This window comes from Rhizobium sp. Leaf384 (genome assembly GCF_001424065.1).
Taxonomy (GTDB): Bacteria; Pseudomonadota; Alphaproteobacteria; order Rhizobiales; family Rhizobiaceae; genus Ferranicluibacter.
Window position 1 is genome coordinate 228,127 of the sequence record NZ_LMQE01000009.1, and the last position, 15,563, is coordinate 243,689.

The 15,563-nt window shown below is 63.4% G+C and carries 15 protein-coding genes; 11 read left to right on the plus strand and 4 right to left on the minus strand.

Annotated features, from left to right (window positions below; translation table 11 throughout):
* The 5 genes from ASG25_RS20410 to glpK all read left to right on the plus strand — a co-directional run bounded on the left by ASG25_RS20410 (position 1) and on the right by glpK (position 5,515).
* A complete protein-coding gene (locus ASG25_RS20410) occupies positions 1 to 867 on the plus strand; it encodes a sugar ABC transporter permease (RefSeq protein ID WP_062478674.1) in 867 nt (288 codons plus the stop codon).
* A 33-nt stretch (positions 868 to 900) separates the two neighbouring features.
* A complete protein-coding gene (locus tag ASG25_RS20415) occupies positions 901 to 1,767 on the plus strand; it encodes a carbohydrate ABC transporter permease (protein ID WP_244479465.1) in 867 nt (288 codons plus the stop codon).
* A 10-nt stretch (positions 1,768 to 1,777) separates the two neighbouring features.
* Positions 1,778 to 2,059 (plus strand): DUF2160 domain-containing protein, encoded by a 282-nt coding sequence (locus ASG25_RS20420; protein WP_062478677.1) that lies wholly within the window; start codon positions 1,778 to 1,780, stop codon positions 2,057 to 2,059.
* 85 nt (positions 2,060 to 2,144) lie between these two features.
* Positions 2,145 to 3,866 (plus strand): ABC transporter substrate-binding protein, encoded by a 1,722-nt coding sequence (locus tag ASG25_RS20425; RefSeq protein ID WP_062478681.1) that lies wholly within the window; start codon positions 2,145 to 2,147, stop codon positions 3,864 to 3,866.
* Positions 3,867 to 4,021: 155 nt separating this feature from the next.
* Positions 4,022 to 5,515, plus strand: coding sequence for a glycerol kinase GlpK (glpK, locus tag ASG25_RS20430; protein WP_062478685.1), 1,494 nt, complete (start codon positions 4,022 to 4,024; stop codon positions 5,513 to 5,515).
* A gap of 37 nt (positions 5,516 to 5,552) precedes the next feature.
* Here glpK and ASG25_RS20435 read toward each other — a convergent pair whose 3' ends face one another.
* The gene (locus ASG25_RS20435) at positions 5,553 to 6,416 is read right to left on the minus strand and encodes a D-amino-acid transaminase (protein ID WP_062478916.1); all 864 of its coding nucleotides are present in this window, start codon (positions 6,414 to 6,416) and stop codon (positions 5,553 to 5,555) included.
* Between the two features lie 194 nt (positions 6,417 to 6,610).
* Between ASG25_RS20435 and ASG25_RS20440 the strand changes: the two genes are divergently transcribed.
* The 3 genes from ASG25_RS20440 to ASG25_RS20450 all read left to right on the plus strand — a co-directional run bounded on the left by ASG25_RS20440 (position 6,611) and on the right by ASG25_RS20450 (position 9,626).
* A complete protein-coding gene (locus ASG25_RS20440; RefSeq protein WP_062478688.1) occupies positions 6,611 to 7,024 on the plus strand; it encodes a VOC family protein in 414 nt (137 codons plus the stop codon).
* 49 nt (positions 7,025 to 7,073) lie between these two features.
* Positions 7,074 to 8,783, plus strand: a complete 1,710-nt coding sequence (locus ASG25_RS20445; RefSeq protein WP_062478691.1) for a dihydroxyacetone kinase family protein — start codon at positions 7,074 to 7,076, stop codon at positions 8,781 to 8,783.
* Between the two features lie 141 nt (positions 8,784 to 8,924).
* Positions 8,925 to 9,626: an SDR family oxidoreductase gene (locus tag ASG25_RS20450; RefSeq protein ID WP_062478694.1), complete on the plus strand. Its 702-nt coding sequence runs from the start codon at positions 8,925 to 8,927 to the stop codon at positions 9,624 to 9,626.
* A 6-nt stretch (positions 9,627 to 9,632) separates the two neighbouring features.
* Here the strand turns inward: ASG25_RS20450 and ASG25_RS20455 are convergent, their stop codons facing one another.
* The 3 genes from ASG25_RS20455 to ASG25_RS20465 form a co-directional block, all read right to left on the minus strand.
* Complete coding sequence (locus tag ASG25_RS20455) at positions 9,633 to 10,241, minus strand: pyridoxamine 5'-phosphate oxidase family protein (RefSeq protein ID WP_062478697.1); 609 nt, start codon at positions 10,239 to 10,241, stop codon at positions 9,633 to 9,635.
* A gap of 41 nt (positions 10,242 to 10,282) precedes the next feature.
* Positions 10,283 to 10,984, minus strand: a complete 702-nt coding sequence (locus ASG25_RS20460) for a DUF2161 family putative PD-(D/E)XK-type phosphodiesterase (protein ID WP_062478699.1) — start codon at positions 10,982 to 10,984, stop codon at positions 10,283 to 10,285.
* Between the two features lie 177 nt (positions 10,985 to 11,161).
* Positions 11,162 to 11,965: a GntR family transcriptional regulator gene (locus ASG25_RS20465; RefSeq protein WP_244479458.1), complete on the minus strand. Its 804-nt coding sequence runs from the start codon at positions 11,963 to 11,965 to the stop codon at positions 11,162 to 11,164.
* Between the two features lie 173 nt (positions 11,966 to 12,138).
* Between ASG25_RS20465 and ASG25_RS20470 the strand changes: the two genes are divergently transcribed.
* From ASG25_RS20470 to ASG25_RS20480, 3 genes are all read left to right on the plus strand, one after another.
* Complete coding sequence (locus tag ASG25_RS20470; protein ID WP_062478702.1) at positions 12,139 to 13,398, plus strand: ABC transporter substrate-binding protein; 1,260 nt, start codon at positions 12,139 to 12,141, stop codon at positions 13,396 to 13,398.
* 155 nt (positions 13,399 to 13,553) lie between these two features.
* The gene (locus ASG25_RS20475) at positions 13,554 to 14,681 is read left to right on the plus strand and encodes an ABC transporter ATP-binding protein (protein WP_062478704.1); all 1,128 of its coding nucleotides are present in this window, start codon (positions 13,554 to 13,556) and stop codon (positions 14,679 to 14,681) included.
* The gene (locus tag ASG25_RS20480) at positions 14,671 to 15,561 is read left to right on the plus strand and encodes a sugar ABC transporter permease (protein WP_062478707.1); all 891 of its coding nucleotides are present in this window, start codon (positions 14,671 to 14,673) and stop codon (positions 15,559 to 15,561) included. The genes ASG25_RS20475 and ASG25_RS20480 overlap by 11 nt, the downstream gene beginning before the upstream one ends.
* Positions 15,562 to 15,563: the final 2 nt, after the last annotated feature.

A 15,563-nucleotide genomic window follows, 5' to 3' on the forward strand; every position in this document is an offset into this window, starting at 1 on the left:
GTGGAAAAGACCTGGAATAACAAGGCCTGGTTCATGGTGCTGCCGGTGCTGGTGCTGGTCGCCTTCTCCGCTGTCATCCCGCTGATGACGGTCGTGAACTATTCGGTGCAGGACACGTTCGGGAATAACGAGTTCTTCTGGGCCGGCACGGACTGGTTCATCCAGGTGCTGCACTCGGCGCGTTTCTGGGATGCGCTGCAGCGCAATCTGCTGTTCTCGGTCATCATTCTTTCGATCGAGATTCCGCTCGGCATCCTCATCGCGCTCAACATGCCGAAGAAGGGCCTCGGCGTGCCGGTCTGCCTCATCCTGATGTCGCTGCCGCTGCTCATCCCGTGGAACGTTGTCGGCACCATCTGGCAGGTCTTCGGGCGCGTCGACATCGGTCTGCTCGGCTACACCCTCGCCGTACTCGGCATTCCCTACAACTACGTCAACAACGTCTTCGATGCCTGGGTCACGCTGATCGTCATGGACGTCTGGCACTGGACGAGCCTTGTCGTTCTGCTCTGCTACGCCGGTCTGGTGTCGATCCCGGATGCCTATTATCAGGCGGCCAAGATCGACGGCGCCTCGCGCTGGTCCGTGTTCCGCTACATCCAGCTGCCGAAGATGAAACGCGTGCTGCTGATCGCCTTCTTGCTGCGCTTCATGGACAGCTTCATGATCTACACCGAGCCCTTCGTCATTACCGGTGGCGGTCCCGGCAATTCCACGACCTTCCTGTCGATCGACCTCGTCAAGACCGCCATCGGGCAGTTCGACCTCGGACCGGCCGCCGCGCTCTCCCTGATCTACTTCCTCATCATCCTGCTGCTGTCATGGATCTTCTACACCGTGATGACCACCAGCGACGCGCAGAACTGATCCGGGGAGGGAGGAGAAACCATGACCACCGCAATGTCCACACAGGCTGTTACCGCACCGGCGTCAACCACGGGAAGCCGCGCGTCGGCGCAGCCGACAGGCGTCAGCCTGTCCTGGCTGGTGCCCACGCTCTACATTCTCTTTCTGCTCCTGCCGATCTATTGGCTCGTCAACATGAGCTTCAAGACGAACACGGAGATCACGAGCACCTTCTCGCTCTATCCGCACCAGCCGACCTTGCGGAACTATGCGGTCATCTTCACCGATCCGTCCTGGTACAAGGGCTATATCAACTCGATCATCTACGTCGTTTTGAACACGGTGATCTCGGTGCTGGCAGCCCTGCCGGCAGCCTATGCCTTCTCGCGCTATCGCTTTCTCGGCGACAAGCACCTGTTCTTCTGGCTGCTGACCAACCGCATGGCGCCGCCGGCCGTTTTCGCGCTCCCGTTCTTCCAGCTCTACTCCGCCTTCGGGCTCATCGACACGCACATCGCCGTTGCGCTCGCGCATTGCCTGTTCAACGTCCCGCTTGCCGTGTGGATCCTCGAAGGCTTCATGTCCGGGGTGCCGAAGGAAATCGACGAGACCGCCTATATCGACGGCTATTCGTTCCCGCGGTTCTTCGTGAAGATCTACATCCCGCTCATCGCTTCCGGGATCGGTGTCGCTGCCTTCTTCTGCTTCATGTTCTCCTGGGTCGAGCTTCTGATCGCCCGGACGCTGACGACGACGGACGCAAAGCCGATCGCCGCGATCATGACACGCACAGTGTCGGCATCCGGCATGGACTGGGGCGTCCTGGCGGCAGCCGGCGTGCTCACCATCATTCCCGGCGCGATCGTCATCTATTTCGTCCGCAACTACATCGCCAAGGGCTTTGCCCTCGGCCGCGTGTAAGGAGACCGATATGAACTTCTCCTGGATGGCATGGACGCTACCGACGGTCCTGTTTTTCGCGACGATTCTCGTGCTGCTCATCGGCATGGGGATCTGGGAATATCTTTCGCCCGGCGGCAATCCGCGCGTCGGCATTCTGCGCTTCGAGACGACACGGGGCGACCGCCTCTTCGTGTCGCTGCTCGGCAGCGCCTTCATTCACCTTGCATGGCTGGGGCTCGTCGGCCCCAACGTGTGGTGGGCTCTTGCCTTGTCCGTTGTCTACGCCGTCGGCGTTTTCAAGCTGGTCTGAGGCATCTGAACGACACGGGTTTTGCCAGGGGAGGGTCCAGGGCACCGTGACTGCAATCGCAGAACCTTAAGAGGAGGACTACTCAATGCGACGGCACCTTTTAACAACGACGGCAGCCATGCTGCTGGCCCTGACCGGCTCCGCCTATGCGGGCATGGACGAGGCAAAGGCTTTCCTCGACGCCGAGATCGGCGACCTCTCGACGCTCACGCGCGCCGATCAGGAAAAGGAAATGCAGTGGTTCATCGATGCTGCGAAGCCTTTCGCCGGCATGGAAATCAAGGTTGTCTCGGAAACCCTGACCACGCACGAATATGAGTCGAAGACGCTGGCCAAGGCGTTCACCGACATCACCGGCATCAAGGTCACGCACGACCTGATCGGGGAAGGCGACGTCGTCGAAAAGCTGCAGACACAGATGCAGTCCGGCGAGAACATCTACGACGCCTATGTCAACGACAGCGACCTGATCGGGACGCATTGGCGCTACCAGCAGGTTCGCAACCTGACAGACTGGATGGCGAACGAAGGCAAGGACGTCACGTCGCCGACGCTCGACATCAAGGACTTTATCGGCACGTCTTTCACGACCGCCCCGGACAAGAAGCTTTACCAGCTTCCGACCCAGCAGTTCGCAAACCTTTACTGGTTCCGGTACGACTGGTTCAACGACGAGAAGAACAAGGCGGACTTCAAGGCGAAGTACGGCTATGACCTCGGCGTTCCCGTCAACTGGTCTGCCTATGAGGACATTGCCGAATTCTTCACCGGTCGCGAAATCGACGGCAAGAAGGTCTATGGCCACATGGACTACGGCAAGAAGGACCCGTCGCTCGGCTGGCGCTTCACCGACGCGTGGCTGTCGATGGCCGGCAACGGCGACAAGGGCCTGCCGAACGGTCTGCCCGTCGACGAATGGGGCATCAAGGTCAACGAGAAGTCTCAGCCGGTCGGCTCCTGCGTCGCCCGCGGCGGCGACACCAACGGCCCGGCCGCCGTCTATTCGATCGTCAAGTACCTCGACTGGCTGAAGGCATACGCTCCGCCGGAAGCGCAGGGCATGACCTTCGGCGAAGCCGGCCCGGTTCCCGCACAGGGCAACATCGCCCAGCAGATCTTCTGGTACACGGCCTTCACCGCCGATGCCGTCAAGAAGGGCCTGCCCGTCGTCAACGAGGACGGCACCCCGAAGTGGCGTATGGCGCCGTCTCCGCATGGCGTCTACTGGAAGGACGGCATGAAGCTCGGCTATCAGGACGTGGGGTCCTGGACGCTGATGAAGTCCACGCCTGAAAAGAACGCGCAGGCCGCCTGGCTCTATGCACAGTTCGTGACGTCGAAGACCGTCGACGTGAAGAAGAGCCATGTCGGCCTCACCTTCATCCGCGAATCGACCATCCAGGACAAGAGCTTCACCAAGCGTGCGCCTGAACTCGGCGGTCTCGTCGAATTCTATCGCTCGCCGGCCCGTGTCCAGTGGTCGCCGACCGGCACCAACGTTCCGGACTATCCGAAGCTGGCCCAGCTCTGGTGGCAGGCGATCGGCGATGCCGCCGCCGGCAACAAGACCCCGCAGGAAGCGATGGACTCGCTGTGCGCCGAGCAGGAAAAGGTTCTCCAGCGCCTGCAGCGCGCCGGCGTCCAGGGCGATATCGGTCCGAACCTCGCAGAGGAACACGATATCGATTACTGGAACAAGGACGCAGCGTCGAAGGGCAACCTTGCGCCGCAGCTGAAGATCGAGAACGAAAAAGAAAAGCCGGTCACGGTCAACTATGACGAGCTCGTCAAGAGCTGGCAGAAGTAGGCCTGAAACGCGAAACGACGGCCGGGACACGACACGTGCCCCGGCCTCTTCTTTGAAGGCTGGCCCTGCCTCTTCTCGCCGGGCCAGCCGCTTCTTCCAGCAAGGATGGTCGCACGATGGCGCATCCGGCACCGTCGATGGGGAGACGAGGACGCATGAGCGGTTATATCTTGGCGATCGACCAGGGCACGACATCGACCCGATCGATGATTTTCGACGCGAGCATGTCGATTGCCGGCGTCGCGGGCCAGGAGTTCCAGCAATACTTCCCGGACTCCGGCTGGGTCGAGCATGATGCCGAAGAGATCTGGGACAGCGTCCTTTCGACCAGCCGCTCGGCCATCGAGAAGGCCGGGATCGCTGCGACCGATATCAAGGCGATCGGGATCACCAATCAGCGCGAGACGATCGTCGTCTGGGACCGGAAGACCGGCGAGCCTGTTCATCGGGCCATCGTCTGGCAGGACCGGCGCACGGCGCGTTTCTGCGACGAGTTGAAGGCGCGCGGCCTCGAGCCGACGTTCACGCAGAAGACCGGCCTTCTGATCGACCCCTATTTCTCCGGCACGAAGCTCGCCTGGCTGCTCGACGCGGTCGACGGCCTTCGCGCGCGCGCCGAAAACGGCGAGGTGTGCTTCGGGACGATCGACAGCTGGCTGATCTACAAGCTGACCGGCGGGCGCGTGCATGTCACGGACGCGACCAACGCATCGCGCACGCTGCTGTACGATATCTCCGAGAACCGCTTCGATGACGAGCTTCTCGACATTCTTTCCGTTCCCCGTGCTATGCTGCCGGAGGTAAAGGATTGCGCCGCCGATTTCGGCGTGACGGACGCTGAGATCTTCGGGGCCGCGATCCCGATCCTCGGTGTGGCCGGCGACCAGCAGGCCGCCGTTATCGGCAATGCCTGCTTCGAGCCCGGCATGCTGAAATCGACATATGGGACGGGCTGTTTTGCGCTCTTGAACACGGGCGAAGATCGGGTCGTTTCGTCCAACCGTCTGCTGACGACCATTGCCTACCGGCTCGACGGCAAGACGACCTATGCGCTCGAAGGCTCGATCTTTATCGCCGGCGCCGCCGTCCAGTGGCTGCGCGACGAGATGGGCTTCATCTCGAAGTCATCGGAGGCCGAAGCGCTCGCCATGACGGCCGACCCGAACCAGCATGTCTATCTCGTCCCCGCCTTCACCGGCCTCGGTGCGCCGCATTGGGATCCGGATGCCCGCGGGGCCGTGTTCGGGCTGACGCGCGCGACAGGACCTGCCGAGTTCGCACGGGCCGCCTTGGAGAGCGTGGCCTATCAGACCTATGACCTCCTGGAAGCGATGAAGAAGGACTGGGGCGATAAGGGCGAACGCACGGTGCTTCGCGTCGATGGCGGCATGGTCGCGTCCGACTGGACGATGCAGCGGCTTGCCGACATTCTCGCCGCACCCGTCGATCGTCCCGTGATCCTGGAAACGACGATCCTTGGGGCCGCCTGGCTCGCCGGTTCGCGGGCCGGTCTCTGGCCGGATCGGGCCGGATTTGCCGATGCCTGGCAGTGTGATCGACGGTTCAAACCAGCCGATGACGACGGCGCCCGGCAGGCCGGTATCGACGGCTGGAAAGATTGCGTCGCCCGCTGCCTGACCCATCGCTGACCCGACAGAGACGGCCTCTGGTGGCGGACTTTCCCTGTTAGGTGACAGGTTCGGCGAGCGACAGGCGCTCGGCGATGTAGAGCGCGCGCATGCGCTCTGTGATCGGGCCCGGCTTCCCGTTGCCGACCGGCACACCGTCGATCATCGTGATGGGCAGGGCAAAATTGGTGGCCGAGGTGATGAAGGCCTCGCTGGCCTGTTTCGCCTCGTCCGGCGTGAAGGCGCGCTCCTCGACCGGGATCCCCGCTGCACGCGCGAGCTCCACGATGGTTGCGCGCGTGATGCCCGGCAGGATGGCATGCGACAGGGGGCGCGTCACGAGCGTTCCCTCGGCCGTCACGATATGGGCGTTGGCCGATGTCGCTTCCGTAACGAAGCCGTCTTCGACCAGCCAGGCATCCTGTGCTCCCTGCCGCAACGCCTCCATCTTGGCCATGGAGGGATAGAGCAGCTGGACCGTCTTGATATCGCGGCGTGCCCAGCGCTGGTCCGGAAGGGTGACGACCTTGATGCCGGTAACGTTGTACGGGTTGTCGAGCACGGCTTTCGCCTGTGTGAAGAGCACGAGCGTCGGCTTCGCCGTCTCCGAAAAGATGAAGTCGCGGTCAGCCGCGCCCCGCGAGATCTGCAGGTAGATCAGGCCTTCGTCGAGCGCGTTGCGCGCAACGATGTCATGGTGAAGGGAGAGGAGGGCGTCCGGCCCAAGCGGGCAGGAGAGGGCAAGTTCGCGAAGAGAGCGCTGAAGTCGGGCGGCATGGCCGGCATAGTCGATCAGCCTGCCGCCGATGACGGCGGTAACCTCGTAGACGGCATCGGCAAAGAGGAAGCCACGGTCGAACACCGAAACCTTGGCGTCGGCCTCTTCAAGCCATGTGCCGTCGAGATAGACGATTCTGTTCACGATCCGCGTTCCCTGCCGGCGCTGCGTTGATGAATGCGCCTGCCGGCAGCGATGCATTTGCGACCCCGCATCTGTCAAGCGGGCGCGCTGTATCAATCTGAATGCGTGTTGCCGCCCGTGCTGCAGCCGGTCCATAGTGCCAGGATGCGGCGTCGAATCGCGCGTCGCCTCGAACGACGGACAGGACGACTTGCATGCGCTCTCTCTTTCATCTGGCCTATCACGTTACGGATCTCGATGCCGCACGGCGGTTCTATGGCGATGTTCTGGGTTGCAGAGAGGGCCGATCGACCGAAACCTGGGTCGATTTCGACTTCTTCGGCCATCAGATCTCGCTGCATCTCGGCAAACCCTTCGAGGTCACGCGGACCGGCAAGGTCGGCGACCACATGGTGATGATGCCGCATCTGGGCGTCGTGCTCGCGCTGGATGACTGGTTCGAGCTGGCAGGCCGTGTCGAGAGAGCCGGCATCGCCTTCGACATCCCACCCGTGGTTCGCTTCGAGGGCGAACCGGGCGAGCAACGGACGATGTTCTTCTTCGATCCGAGCGGGAACCCGATCGAGGTCAAGGGCTTCAAGGATTTCGAGGGCGTGTTCGCGTCCTGACATTAAAGAACCTTGCCTTTCAACCCATTGCCCGCAGGAGGCGACCCGCATGACGACGATCTACGATCAGCCCGAAGACTTCGCCACCAGTGCGCTTGAAGGTTATGCCTCCGTCTACGGGCGTTTCGTGCGGGCAGTGAAGAGTGGCGTGGTCCGCTCGACGCCGCGGCCCGAGGGCAAGGTGGCGGTTGTCGTTGGCGGTGGTTCGGGTCACTACCCCGCCTTTGCGGGCTACGTCGGTTCGGGTCTGGCCGATGCCGCGGTCGCAGGGGATGTCTTTGCTTCTCCGTCCACGGCGGGCGTGGCGCGCGTCTGCCGTCTGGCGCATCGCGGCGGCGGTATCCTGCTCGGCTATGGCAACTATGCCGGCGACGTGCTGAATTTTGGCGCTGCCGCCGAGCGTCTGCGGAGCGAGGGTCTCGACGTGCGCGTGCTCCCGGTCACGGATGACGTGGCGAGCGGCCCGGCTGACGATCATCTCGCCCGTCGTGGAATAGCCGGCGACCTCATCGTCTTCAAGATCGCCGGCGCGGCGGCCGAGGAAGGACGCGTCCTCGATGACGTCGAGGCCGTGGCAAAGCATGCCAACGCCCGGACCGTCTCCTTCGGCGTCGCGTTCGGCGGCTGCACGCTTCCCGGCTCGGACGAGCCCTTGTTCACGGTGCCCAAGGCACAGATGGCGCTTGGCCTCGGCATCCACGGCGAGCCTGGGATCAGCGAAACCGCGATCCTTCCGGCATCGGCTCTGGCCGATCTCCTGACGCATCGCCTTCTGGCGGAGCGGCCGGCCGACTGCCACCGCGTCGCCGTCCTGCTCAATGGTCTCGGTGCCACCAAATACGAAGAACTCTTCGTTCTCTGGCCGCAGATTGCGGCCCGGCTCTCGGCAGCGCGACTGGAGATCGTGCGGCCCGAGGTAGGCGAGTTCGTCACCAGTCTCGACATGCGCGGTTGCTCGTTGAGCCTGCTCTGGCTCGACAACGAGCTCGAGCGCCTCTGGTGCGCCCCGTGTGAAACCGCCGTGCTGGTTCGCCGGGACGACCATGTCCTTGCGGACGTCCTCCCGGAAGAGGTGGAGGACATCTTGGTCTTTCCGCACGCGTCCGACGCGGCGCGCGTGGCCGGCCGCTGCATTGCCACCCTGATCGAGAGGTTGACCGACGTCCTTCACGCGGCAGAGGCGGAACTCGGACGGATCGACGCGCAGGCCGGAGATGGCGATCACGGGCAAGGCATGACGCGTGGCGCGACGGCGGCCCGATCCGCCGCGGATGCGGCTGTAGCGGCCGGCGCGGGTGCGCAAAGCGTTCTTGCCGCCGCCGCAGATGCCTGGGCCGACCGGGCCGGCGGAACATCCGGGGTGATCTGGGGCGTTTTGCTCCGTGCCTGGAGCACGGCGCTTTCGGACGACAAAGCCCTTGATGACGCCGCCGTCATCGCCGGTGCCCGGCTCGCGCTCGATGGCGTCATGCGGCTTGGGGGCGCAAAGATCGGCGACAAGACGCTGGTCGATGCCTTCGTCCCCTTCGTCGAGACGCTTGAGATGGTGTTCGGCGAAACGCGATCCTTGCAGCAGGCCTGGACACGCGCGGCCGCCGCCGCGACGACGGCTGCGGAACAGACGCGCGCGCTCACACCGCGCCTCGGGCGCGCCCGTCCCCTTGCCGAGCGCAGCATCGGCCACCGCGATGCTGGAGCGGTTTCGCTGGCGCTTTGCGCCGAAACGGTCGCCGCCGCATTGCACGATCCGCGGCCCTGAGCCGCCGGTAGCGCGCGTTCATGCGGCGTCGAGCGTTATGTCTTCTTCTGAAGACGTGATGACAACGATGAAAACCCACGTCATCCCGCATGCACGAGCGGGACTGACCGAAAACAACATCCGACTGGAAAGGCAAACACCATGACCGACAAGATCGCCATTGTTACCGCCGGTGGAAGCGGCATGGGGGCCCATGCCGCCCGCCGTCTGGCCGCGGACGGCTTCAAGGTCGCCATCCTTTCGTCCTCAGGCAAGGGCGAAGCCCTGGCAGAGGAACTCGGCGGTCTTGGGATTACCGGATCCAACCAGTCGAACGAAGACCTGAAGATGCTGGTCGATCGCACCATGGAGCGCTGGGGTCGCGTCGACGTTCTCGTGAACAGTGCCGGCCATGGCCCGCGTGCGCCTGTGGCGGATATCACCGACGAGGACTGGGTGCGCGGGATGGACGTGTACTTCCTGAATGTCGTTCGGCCCGTTCGGCTGGTCGCGCCCATCATGCGTGCGCAGGCATCCGGCGTCATCATCAATATTTCGAGCTTCAGCGCCGTCGAGCCCGACCCGGTCTTCCCCACGTCCTCGGTCTTCCGTGCAGGTCTTGCTGCCTATACCAAGCTTTTCGCAGACCAGTTTGCGGCCGACAATGTCCGGATGAACAACGTGCTTCCCGGCTTCATCGACAGCCTGCCGGAAAAGGACGTGTTTCGAGATCGCGTTCCCATGGGGCGATATGGCCGGAGCGAGGAAATCGCAGCGACCATTTCATTCCTCGCGTCCGAGGGGGCAGGCTATATCACCGGCCAGAGCATCCGCGTGGACGGGGGTATCACCCGATCGCTCTAAGAGGCTCTACCACATCGTGCGGGCGGCACGTGCTGCCCACTCGCGGTCATAGGTTTCCTTGTCGAAGCTTGCTTTCGCTTGCTTCAGAAGCTCTCCGGCGCTCGGCAGCATCGCGGGGTCGTGGAAACGCGCGGGGTTCCAGAGCTCGGACCGCATCAGCGCCCGGGCGCACTGGAAGTAGGCCTCCTGGATCTCGACAACGATGACGCTGCGCGGATGCTTGCCGTCCATCTCGAAGCTTTCCAGCAGGTCGGGATCGATCGAGACGGTGGCCACGCCATTGATCCGCATCGTGGTGTTGGATCCGGGAATGAGCAGCATCAGGGCGACGCGCGGATCACGAACGATATTTCTGAGCGAATCCACGCGGTTGTTGCCGCGCCAGTCCGGTAAAAGCAGCGTCCTCTCGTCCTGTACCCGGACGACGCTCTGCGCGTCGCCGCGCGGCGAACAGTCCATGCCTTCGGGGCCGATCGTGGAAAGCGCCAGGAACGGGGACGCCTCGATCATGGCACGGTAACCCGGCGTCAAGGCGAAGGTCACTTTTGCGATGGAAGCTTCCGAAACGCCGTCATAGATCTCGGCGAGCTGTTCGATCGTGCGGATGGTCGTCATAGTCAGTCCCGTCTTACCTTTGTGCCCCGTCTAGCATGCCTTCATGACAGTTTCCCGCCGTCTTCAGAAGAGCATTCTCCGTCTGCTGCATCGTCCATCTGCGGCCAGCGTTGCAAGGCCTGCAGGCCCGTCTCCGTCAGGTGGTAGATGCCGCGCTCGGCGCGTTCGAACCAGCCGTAGACATTGTTCTGCAGGATGGCCGCCGCCTTCGGGACTTTGGGCCGCATGTCCACCGGGCGCATCCGGCCGGCGCGGATTGCAGCGGCACAAAGGAGGGCCTGCTGCCGATAGGCGGTCATGACCGGCGCGCGCGCCCCGCCGCCGGCGGTCGGATCGCCCTGTCGCGCGCGGTGTTCCTTGACAAGCCGCGCCCGCCGCTTCGGGTTCGTCCGCGGCATGGGCGAAACGGCGCTTACCAGAACGCTGACAGCGCCGGTGTCCGCAACGCCCAGCATGCCGATGCCAAGCCTCCGGCAAAGATCGCGGTAGCGTTTGTCTGCCTCGCGTCCACGGCCTCTCGCCGAGATCCGAGCGGCGATCCATACCTCGTCGCAGACCGCCGCGCGATCGACGGCCTGAAGGATCAGTTCGAGATTGAAGGTCAGCTTCAACTCGCAGACAACCACGACGTCCGGCTCGCCCGCCCGCACGCCGACGAGATCACAGTGCGCAACCTCGCCCTTCACCTCGAAACCGAAGCTTTCCAGAAAATTCTTGACGGGGAGGTAGAGCGTCGTTTCCACGATGGCATTCCGGTGTGACCGCGGGCTTCTATCGCAGTTCGCGCGCAAGATCGACCCCTCGAACAGCCCGTGTCTTATGCATGTCGCCCGAACGTGTGCAGCGGTTTCGGGAAACGACATGCATCAAAACAAGACCTTGGAGCGCGTTGCGTGAGCCCCTTTCTCACGCAACGCGCTTCAGGACTGCGTCAAGGTCAGCGGATACCGCTCCGGGTGATGGACGAGTGCCGTCATGTTGATGGGTCGGTTCCGTCGATCGAACACGATCTGGTCGACGGTCAGAACGGCGGCCGGGTGATCCAGGTCCAGCCGTTCGGCCTCCCACGGCGTGGCCATGCGGGCGCTGAGCGTCGTGTGTCCCCGGCCGGGCTGGATATGGTAGCGATCCCGAAGTTCCGCGTAGAGCGAGCGATTGGCACCTGTCCAGTCGAGGCTGGCGAGCCCCGGCACCTGGGCTGCGGGCAGCCAGTCCGTTTGAATGGCCACGGGCACGCCGTCGATCAGCCTGACCCGTTTCAGGATCACAACTTCGGCGCCTTCGGGCAGGAACAGCGGCCGCGTGATTTCGGCTGCCGGCCTGTAGACCTGAACCTCCACCAGCACGCTCCCGGGCTGACGGTTTGTGGAAAGCGCGGTCGCCGTAAAACTCTCCAGCACCTGCAGCTCATAGCCGCGCGGGCTCAGCGTCACGTAAAGGCCTTTGCCCGGCTGGCTCTTGACCATGCCCTGGCGGATCAGGTCCTGGATGGCGTGGCGCACCGTGATCCGGCTGACGCCAAAGCTTTCCACCAGCTTGCGCTCCGATGGCAGCTTCCCGTTGTGCGGCAGGCGGCCGTCCTCGATGGCCCGCAGCAACGCCTCCTTGACCTGCTGATGCAGCGGCCGCGGATCATCGTGGCGCACCACGGCATCAAGCAGCGTATCGCCCTGCGCGCCGACGGGCGGCTCCATCACGATATCTGCTGCCTGACGGTTGCCCAACCGGATTTCCTTTCCTGTTTCGCACGACACTACAGAGAATGTCACAGGCCTGAAATATAAATTTCCCGGCCGATTGACATAACTGGTCATATCCAGTCCAATCGATCCTAGCGGCTAAAAAATCCATAAGAGCGACGCCGTCAGAGGACAAATCGAACAGGGGAACAACCGTCATGTTCAATCGAAAGCTTGCCTTCAGCCTCCCACTTCTCGCGCTTCTCGGGGCCGGCGCGGCACATGCAGAGACGGTCTCTGTCTTCTGCGCATCAACCGAGTTCGAGCTTTGCACAAAAGCCGCCGCCGCCTGGAAGGCGAAGACCGGGAACGAGGCGAAGATCAACAAGATGCCGGCGCTCCTGGACGACGCGATCCCGCTTTACCAGCAGCTGCTTGCCGCGAAATCCACCGACGTCGACGTCCTGTTCCTCGACGTCATCTGGCTCGGCATGTTCAAGAACAATCTGCTCGACCTTTCGACCCTGGTGCCCAAGTCCGATCAGGACCAGCACTTTGCCTCCACGCTGAACGCCGCCAAGCTCGACGGCAAGCTCGTGGCCATGCCCGCCTACATGGACGTCGGGCTGATGTTCTACCGCAAGGACCTGCTGGAGAAGTACGGCAAGCCGGCGCCCAAGACCTGGGAAGAGCTGACGGCCACCGCCAAGGAGATCCAGGACAAGGAGCGCGCCGACGGCAAGTCCGACATGTGGGGTTACGCGTGGCAGGCCAAGAGCTACGAAGGCCTGACATGCGATGCGCTCGAGCTGATCGGTTCGAGCGGCGGTGGCAGCATCATTTCCGATGACGGCAAGGTGACGATCGACAACCCCGCTGCGGCTGGCGCCTTGACGCTGGCAAAGAGCTGGATCGGCACGATCAGCCCCGAAGGTGTCCTCAATTATGACGAGGAGGCCTCGCGCGCGGTCTTCGAGTCCGGCAATGCCGTCTTTCACCGCAATTGGCCCTATGTCTGGGGCACGTCGCAGACCACCGGCAGCGCCGTCATCGACAAGGTCGGCATGATGCCGCTCCCGGTCGGCAAGGCCGGCGAAAAGTCGTCCGGCTGCCTCGGGCCGATGTATTACGGCGTCTCGAAATTCTCGACCAAGCCCGATGTCGCCGCGAGCTTCGTCGATTTCGTCACCGGCCCTGAGATGCAGAAGATGCGGGCTGTCGATGCCGCCTTCAACCCGTCGATCACGGCGCTCTACACCGATGCCGATGTCTTGAAGAAGATTCCGTTCCTCAAGGACAATCAGCAGGCTTTTGCCGACAGCGCCGTCCGTCCATCCGGCTATACTGGAACGAGTTACAACCGTGTCTCCCAGGCCTTTTATCGTAGCGTCCACGACATGCTGTCCGGCAGCAAGGAGGTCGAGAGCGGCCTGAAAGATCTGGCGGCCCGGCTGGAGAAGCTGAAAGAAAGCCGTTGAACCTCCCAGGACCGTCCTCCGTTCCCGGCGCCTGAAGGTCGGGGACGGAGGTGCGACAGCTTTCTCAGTCTTCCAGGGCGTCCACCCCTGCGCTTGACCACGGGCCCGTTGCGGCCCGGGGCGGCGGTGGAGCCCCGTCTCTGATCGGATCTCTCATGGCGTCCATCGCCCTTTCCTCCGTCACCAAGGCTTATGGCACGCATACCGTCATTCGTGGCGTCGATCTCCAGATTGCCGATGGCGAGTTCGTGGTTTTCGTCGGGCCCTCCGGCTGCGGGAAATCGACCCTGCTGCGTATCGTCGCCGGACTTGTACCCGCGTCCAGCGGGCAGGTGCTCATCGACGGCGAGGACGTCACGGACGTGCCCGCCTCCAAGCGCGGTGTCGCCTTCGTCTTTCAGTCCTACGCGCTCTACCCGCATATGAGCGTCGAGCGAAACATCGGCTTCGCGCTCGAAACCCTGCGGATCGGCAAGGAGGCAATCCGCAGCAAGGTCGAGACCGTTGCCCGGATGCTGAAGGTCGATCATCTGCTGGAGCGGCGCCCGCGGGAGCTTTCCGGCGGACAGCGGCAGCGTGTCGCCATCGGGCGTGCGCTCGTGCGCGAACCGGAAATCTTCCTCTTTGACGAGCCGCTGTCCAACCTCGACTCCGACCTGCGCATGGAGATGCGCATCGAGATCGCGCGGCTGCATGAGGACATCAAGACCACGATGGTCTACGTGACCCACGATCAGGCCGAGGCAATGACGCTTGCAGACCGCATCGTCGTGCTCAACCAGGGCTCGATCGAACAGGTGGGCACACCGCTTGAACTCTATCAGGCGCCGGCCAATCGCTTCGTCGCAGGCTTCATCGGCAGTCCGCGGATGAACTTCGGTCCCGTCCCCCTCGGCGCCGAAGCCGGCGGTTTTTCCCTGCCGGACGACCTTGTCGCGCATCACACGTCTCCCGGAAGCCGGCAGCCGGCCTCCATCGGCATCCGACCGGAGGCGCTTTCCCTCGTCGCGCCGGACGCGGGCCGCATGTCGGGGGTCCTGGAGCGTGTCGAAGATCTCGGCCACGAGCACTTCGCCTATATCAGGCTGGCCGACCAGAGCATCTGGGTCGTCCGCGTCGCCGGGCGGCCCCCGTTCGAGCGGCGTAACCAGCCTGTGGGCCTATCCTTTGCCGATGCGGACATCTTCGTCTTCGATTCGGAGGGGAAGCGGATGGCACATCGGGCGACCGTGCCGCAGGCGGGCCGGGAGGCCAGCGAAGGGGGGCTCGTTCATGAGCGCTAAGCTTGCGCGCCGGGAGCATCGCACGGCTTGGCTCTTTCTCGCGCCGCTGGTCCTCGTCATGTTGACCGTGGCCGTGTGGCCGCTGGGGCGAACCGTCTTCTTCAGCTTTACGGATGCCTATCTCGATGATCCCACCGTGTACGGCTTGGTCGGCATCTCGAATTTCATCGAGGTGATCAACGACCCTGCCTGGTGGTCGGCCGTTCGGAACACGCTGACCTTCGCCGTCCTCTCGGTGGGGATCGAAACCTTGCTCGGGCTCGGCATTGCCCTGCTGCTCAACGAGGCGATCCCTGGCCGCGGTCTGCTGCGGGCGGCCATCCTCGTTCCCTGGGCGATCCCCGTCGTCGTCGCGACGAAGATCTGGGAGTGGATGCTGAACGACCAGTTCGGCGTGTTCAACCGCATCCTGATCTCGCTCGGCCTGATCGACCACGGCATTGCGTGGACGGCGAGCAGTTCGCTGATCATGGGCGTGGTGATCTTCATCGATGTCTGGATGACGACACCCTTCATGGTTCTCCTGATCCTCGCCGGCCTCCAGACCATTCCCGGGGAGATGATGGAGGCGGCCGAAGTCGACGGCATTCCTGCCTGGAAACGCTTCTGGTCGATCACGTTGCCCCTGCTGAAGCCGGCCATCGGCGTTGCCGTGCTTTTCCGGTCGCTCGACGCGATCCGGATGTTCGACCTTGCCTATGTCCTTGCGGCCAGCAATCAGAATGTCATGACCGTCTCGATCTACGCGCGCGACCGGCTGATCAGCTTCCAGGAGCTGGGCGTGGGCTCCGCCGCGTCCACCTGGGTTTTCCTCCTGGTCGCGCTCGTTGCCATCATCCTCATCGGCGTTCTGCGCCTTGATCGTTCGACGGGAGATTGACC

Coding starts and splice junctions, on each gene's coding strand:
- ASG25_RS20445 (WP_062478691.1), top strand. CDS start 7,074: ATGACGACGATCTACGATCAGCCCGAAGACTTCGCCACCAGTGCGCTT.
- ASG25_RS20425 (WP_062478681.1), top strand. CDS start 2,145: ATGCGACGGCACCTTTTAACAACGACGGCAGCCATGCTGCTGGCCCTG.
- ASG25_RS20475 (WP_062478704.1), top strand. CDS start 13,554: ATGGCGTCCATCGCCCTTTCCTCCGTCACCAAGGCTTATGGCACGCAT.
- ASG25_RS20455 (WP_062478697.1), bottom strand. CDS start 10,241: ATGACGACCATCCGCACGATCGAACAGCTCGCCGAGATCTATGACGGC.
- ASG25_RS20420 (WP_062478677.1), top strand. CDS start 1,778: ATGAACTTCTCCTGGATGGCATGGACGCTACCGACGGTCCTGTTTTTC.
- ASG25_RS20440 (WP_062478688.1), top strand. CDS start 6,611: ATGCGCTCTCTCTTTCATCTGGCCTATCACGTTACGGATCTCGATGCC.
- ASG25_RS20470 (WP_062478702.1), top strand. CDS start 12,139: ATGTTCAATCGAAAGCTTGCCTTCAGCCTCCCACTTCTCGCGCTTCTC.
- ASG25_RS20480 (WP_062478707.1), top strand. CDS start 14,671: ATGAGCGCTAAGCTTGCGCGCCGGGAGCATCGCACGGCTTGGCTCTTT.
- ASG25_RS20415 (WP_244479465.1), top strand. CDS start 901: ATGTCCACACAGGCTGTTACCGCACCGGCGTCAACCACGGGAAGCCGC.
- glpK (WP_062478685.1), top strand. CDS start 4,022: ATGAGCGGTTATATCTTGGCGATCGACCAGGGCACGACATCGACCCGA.
- ASG25_RS20450 (WP_062478694.1), top strand. CDS start 8,925: ATGACCGACAAGATCGCCATTGTTACCGCCGGTGGAAGCGGCATGGGG.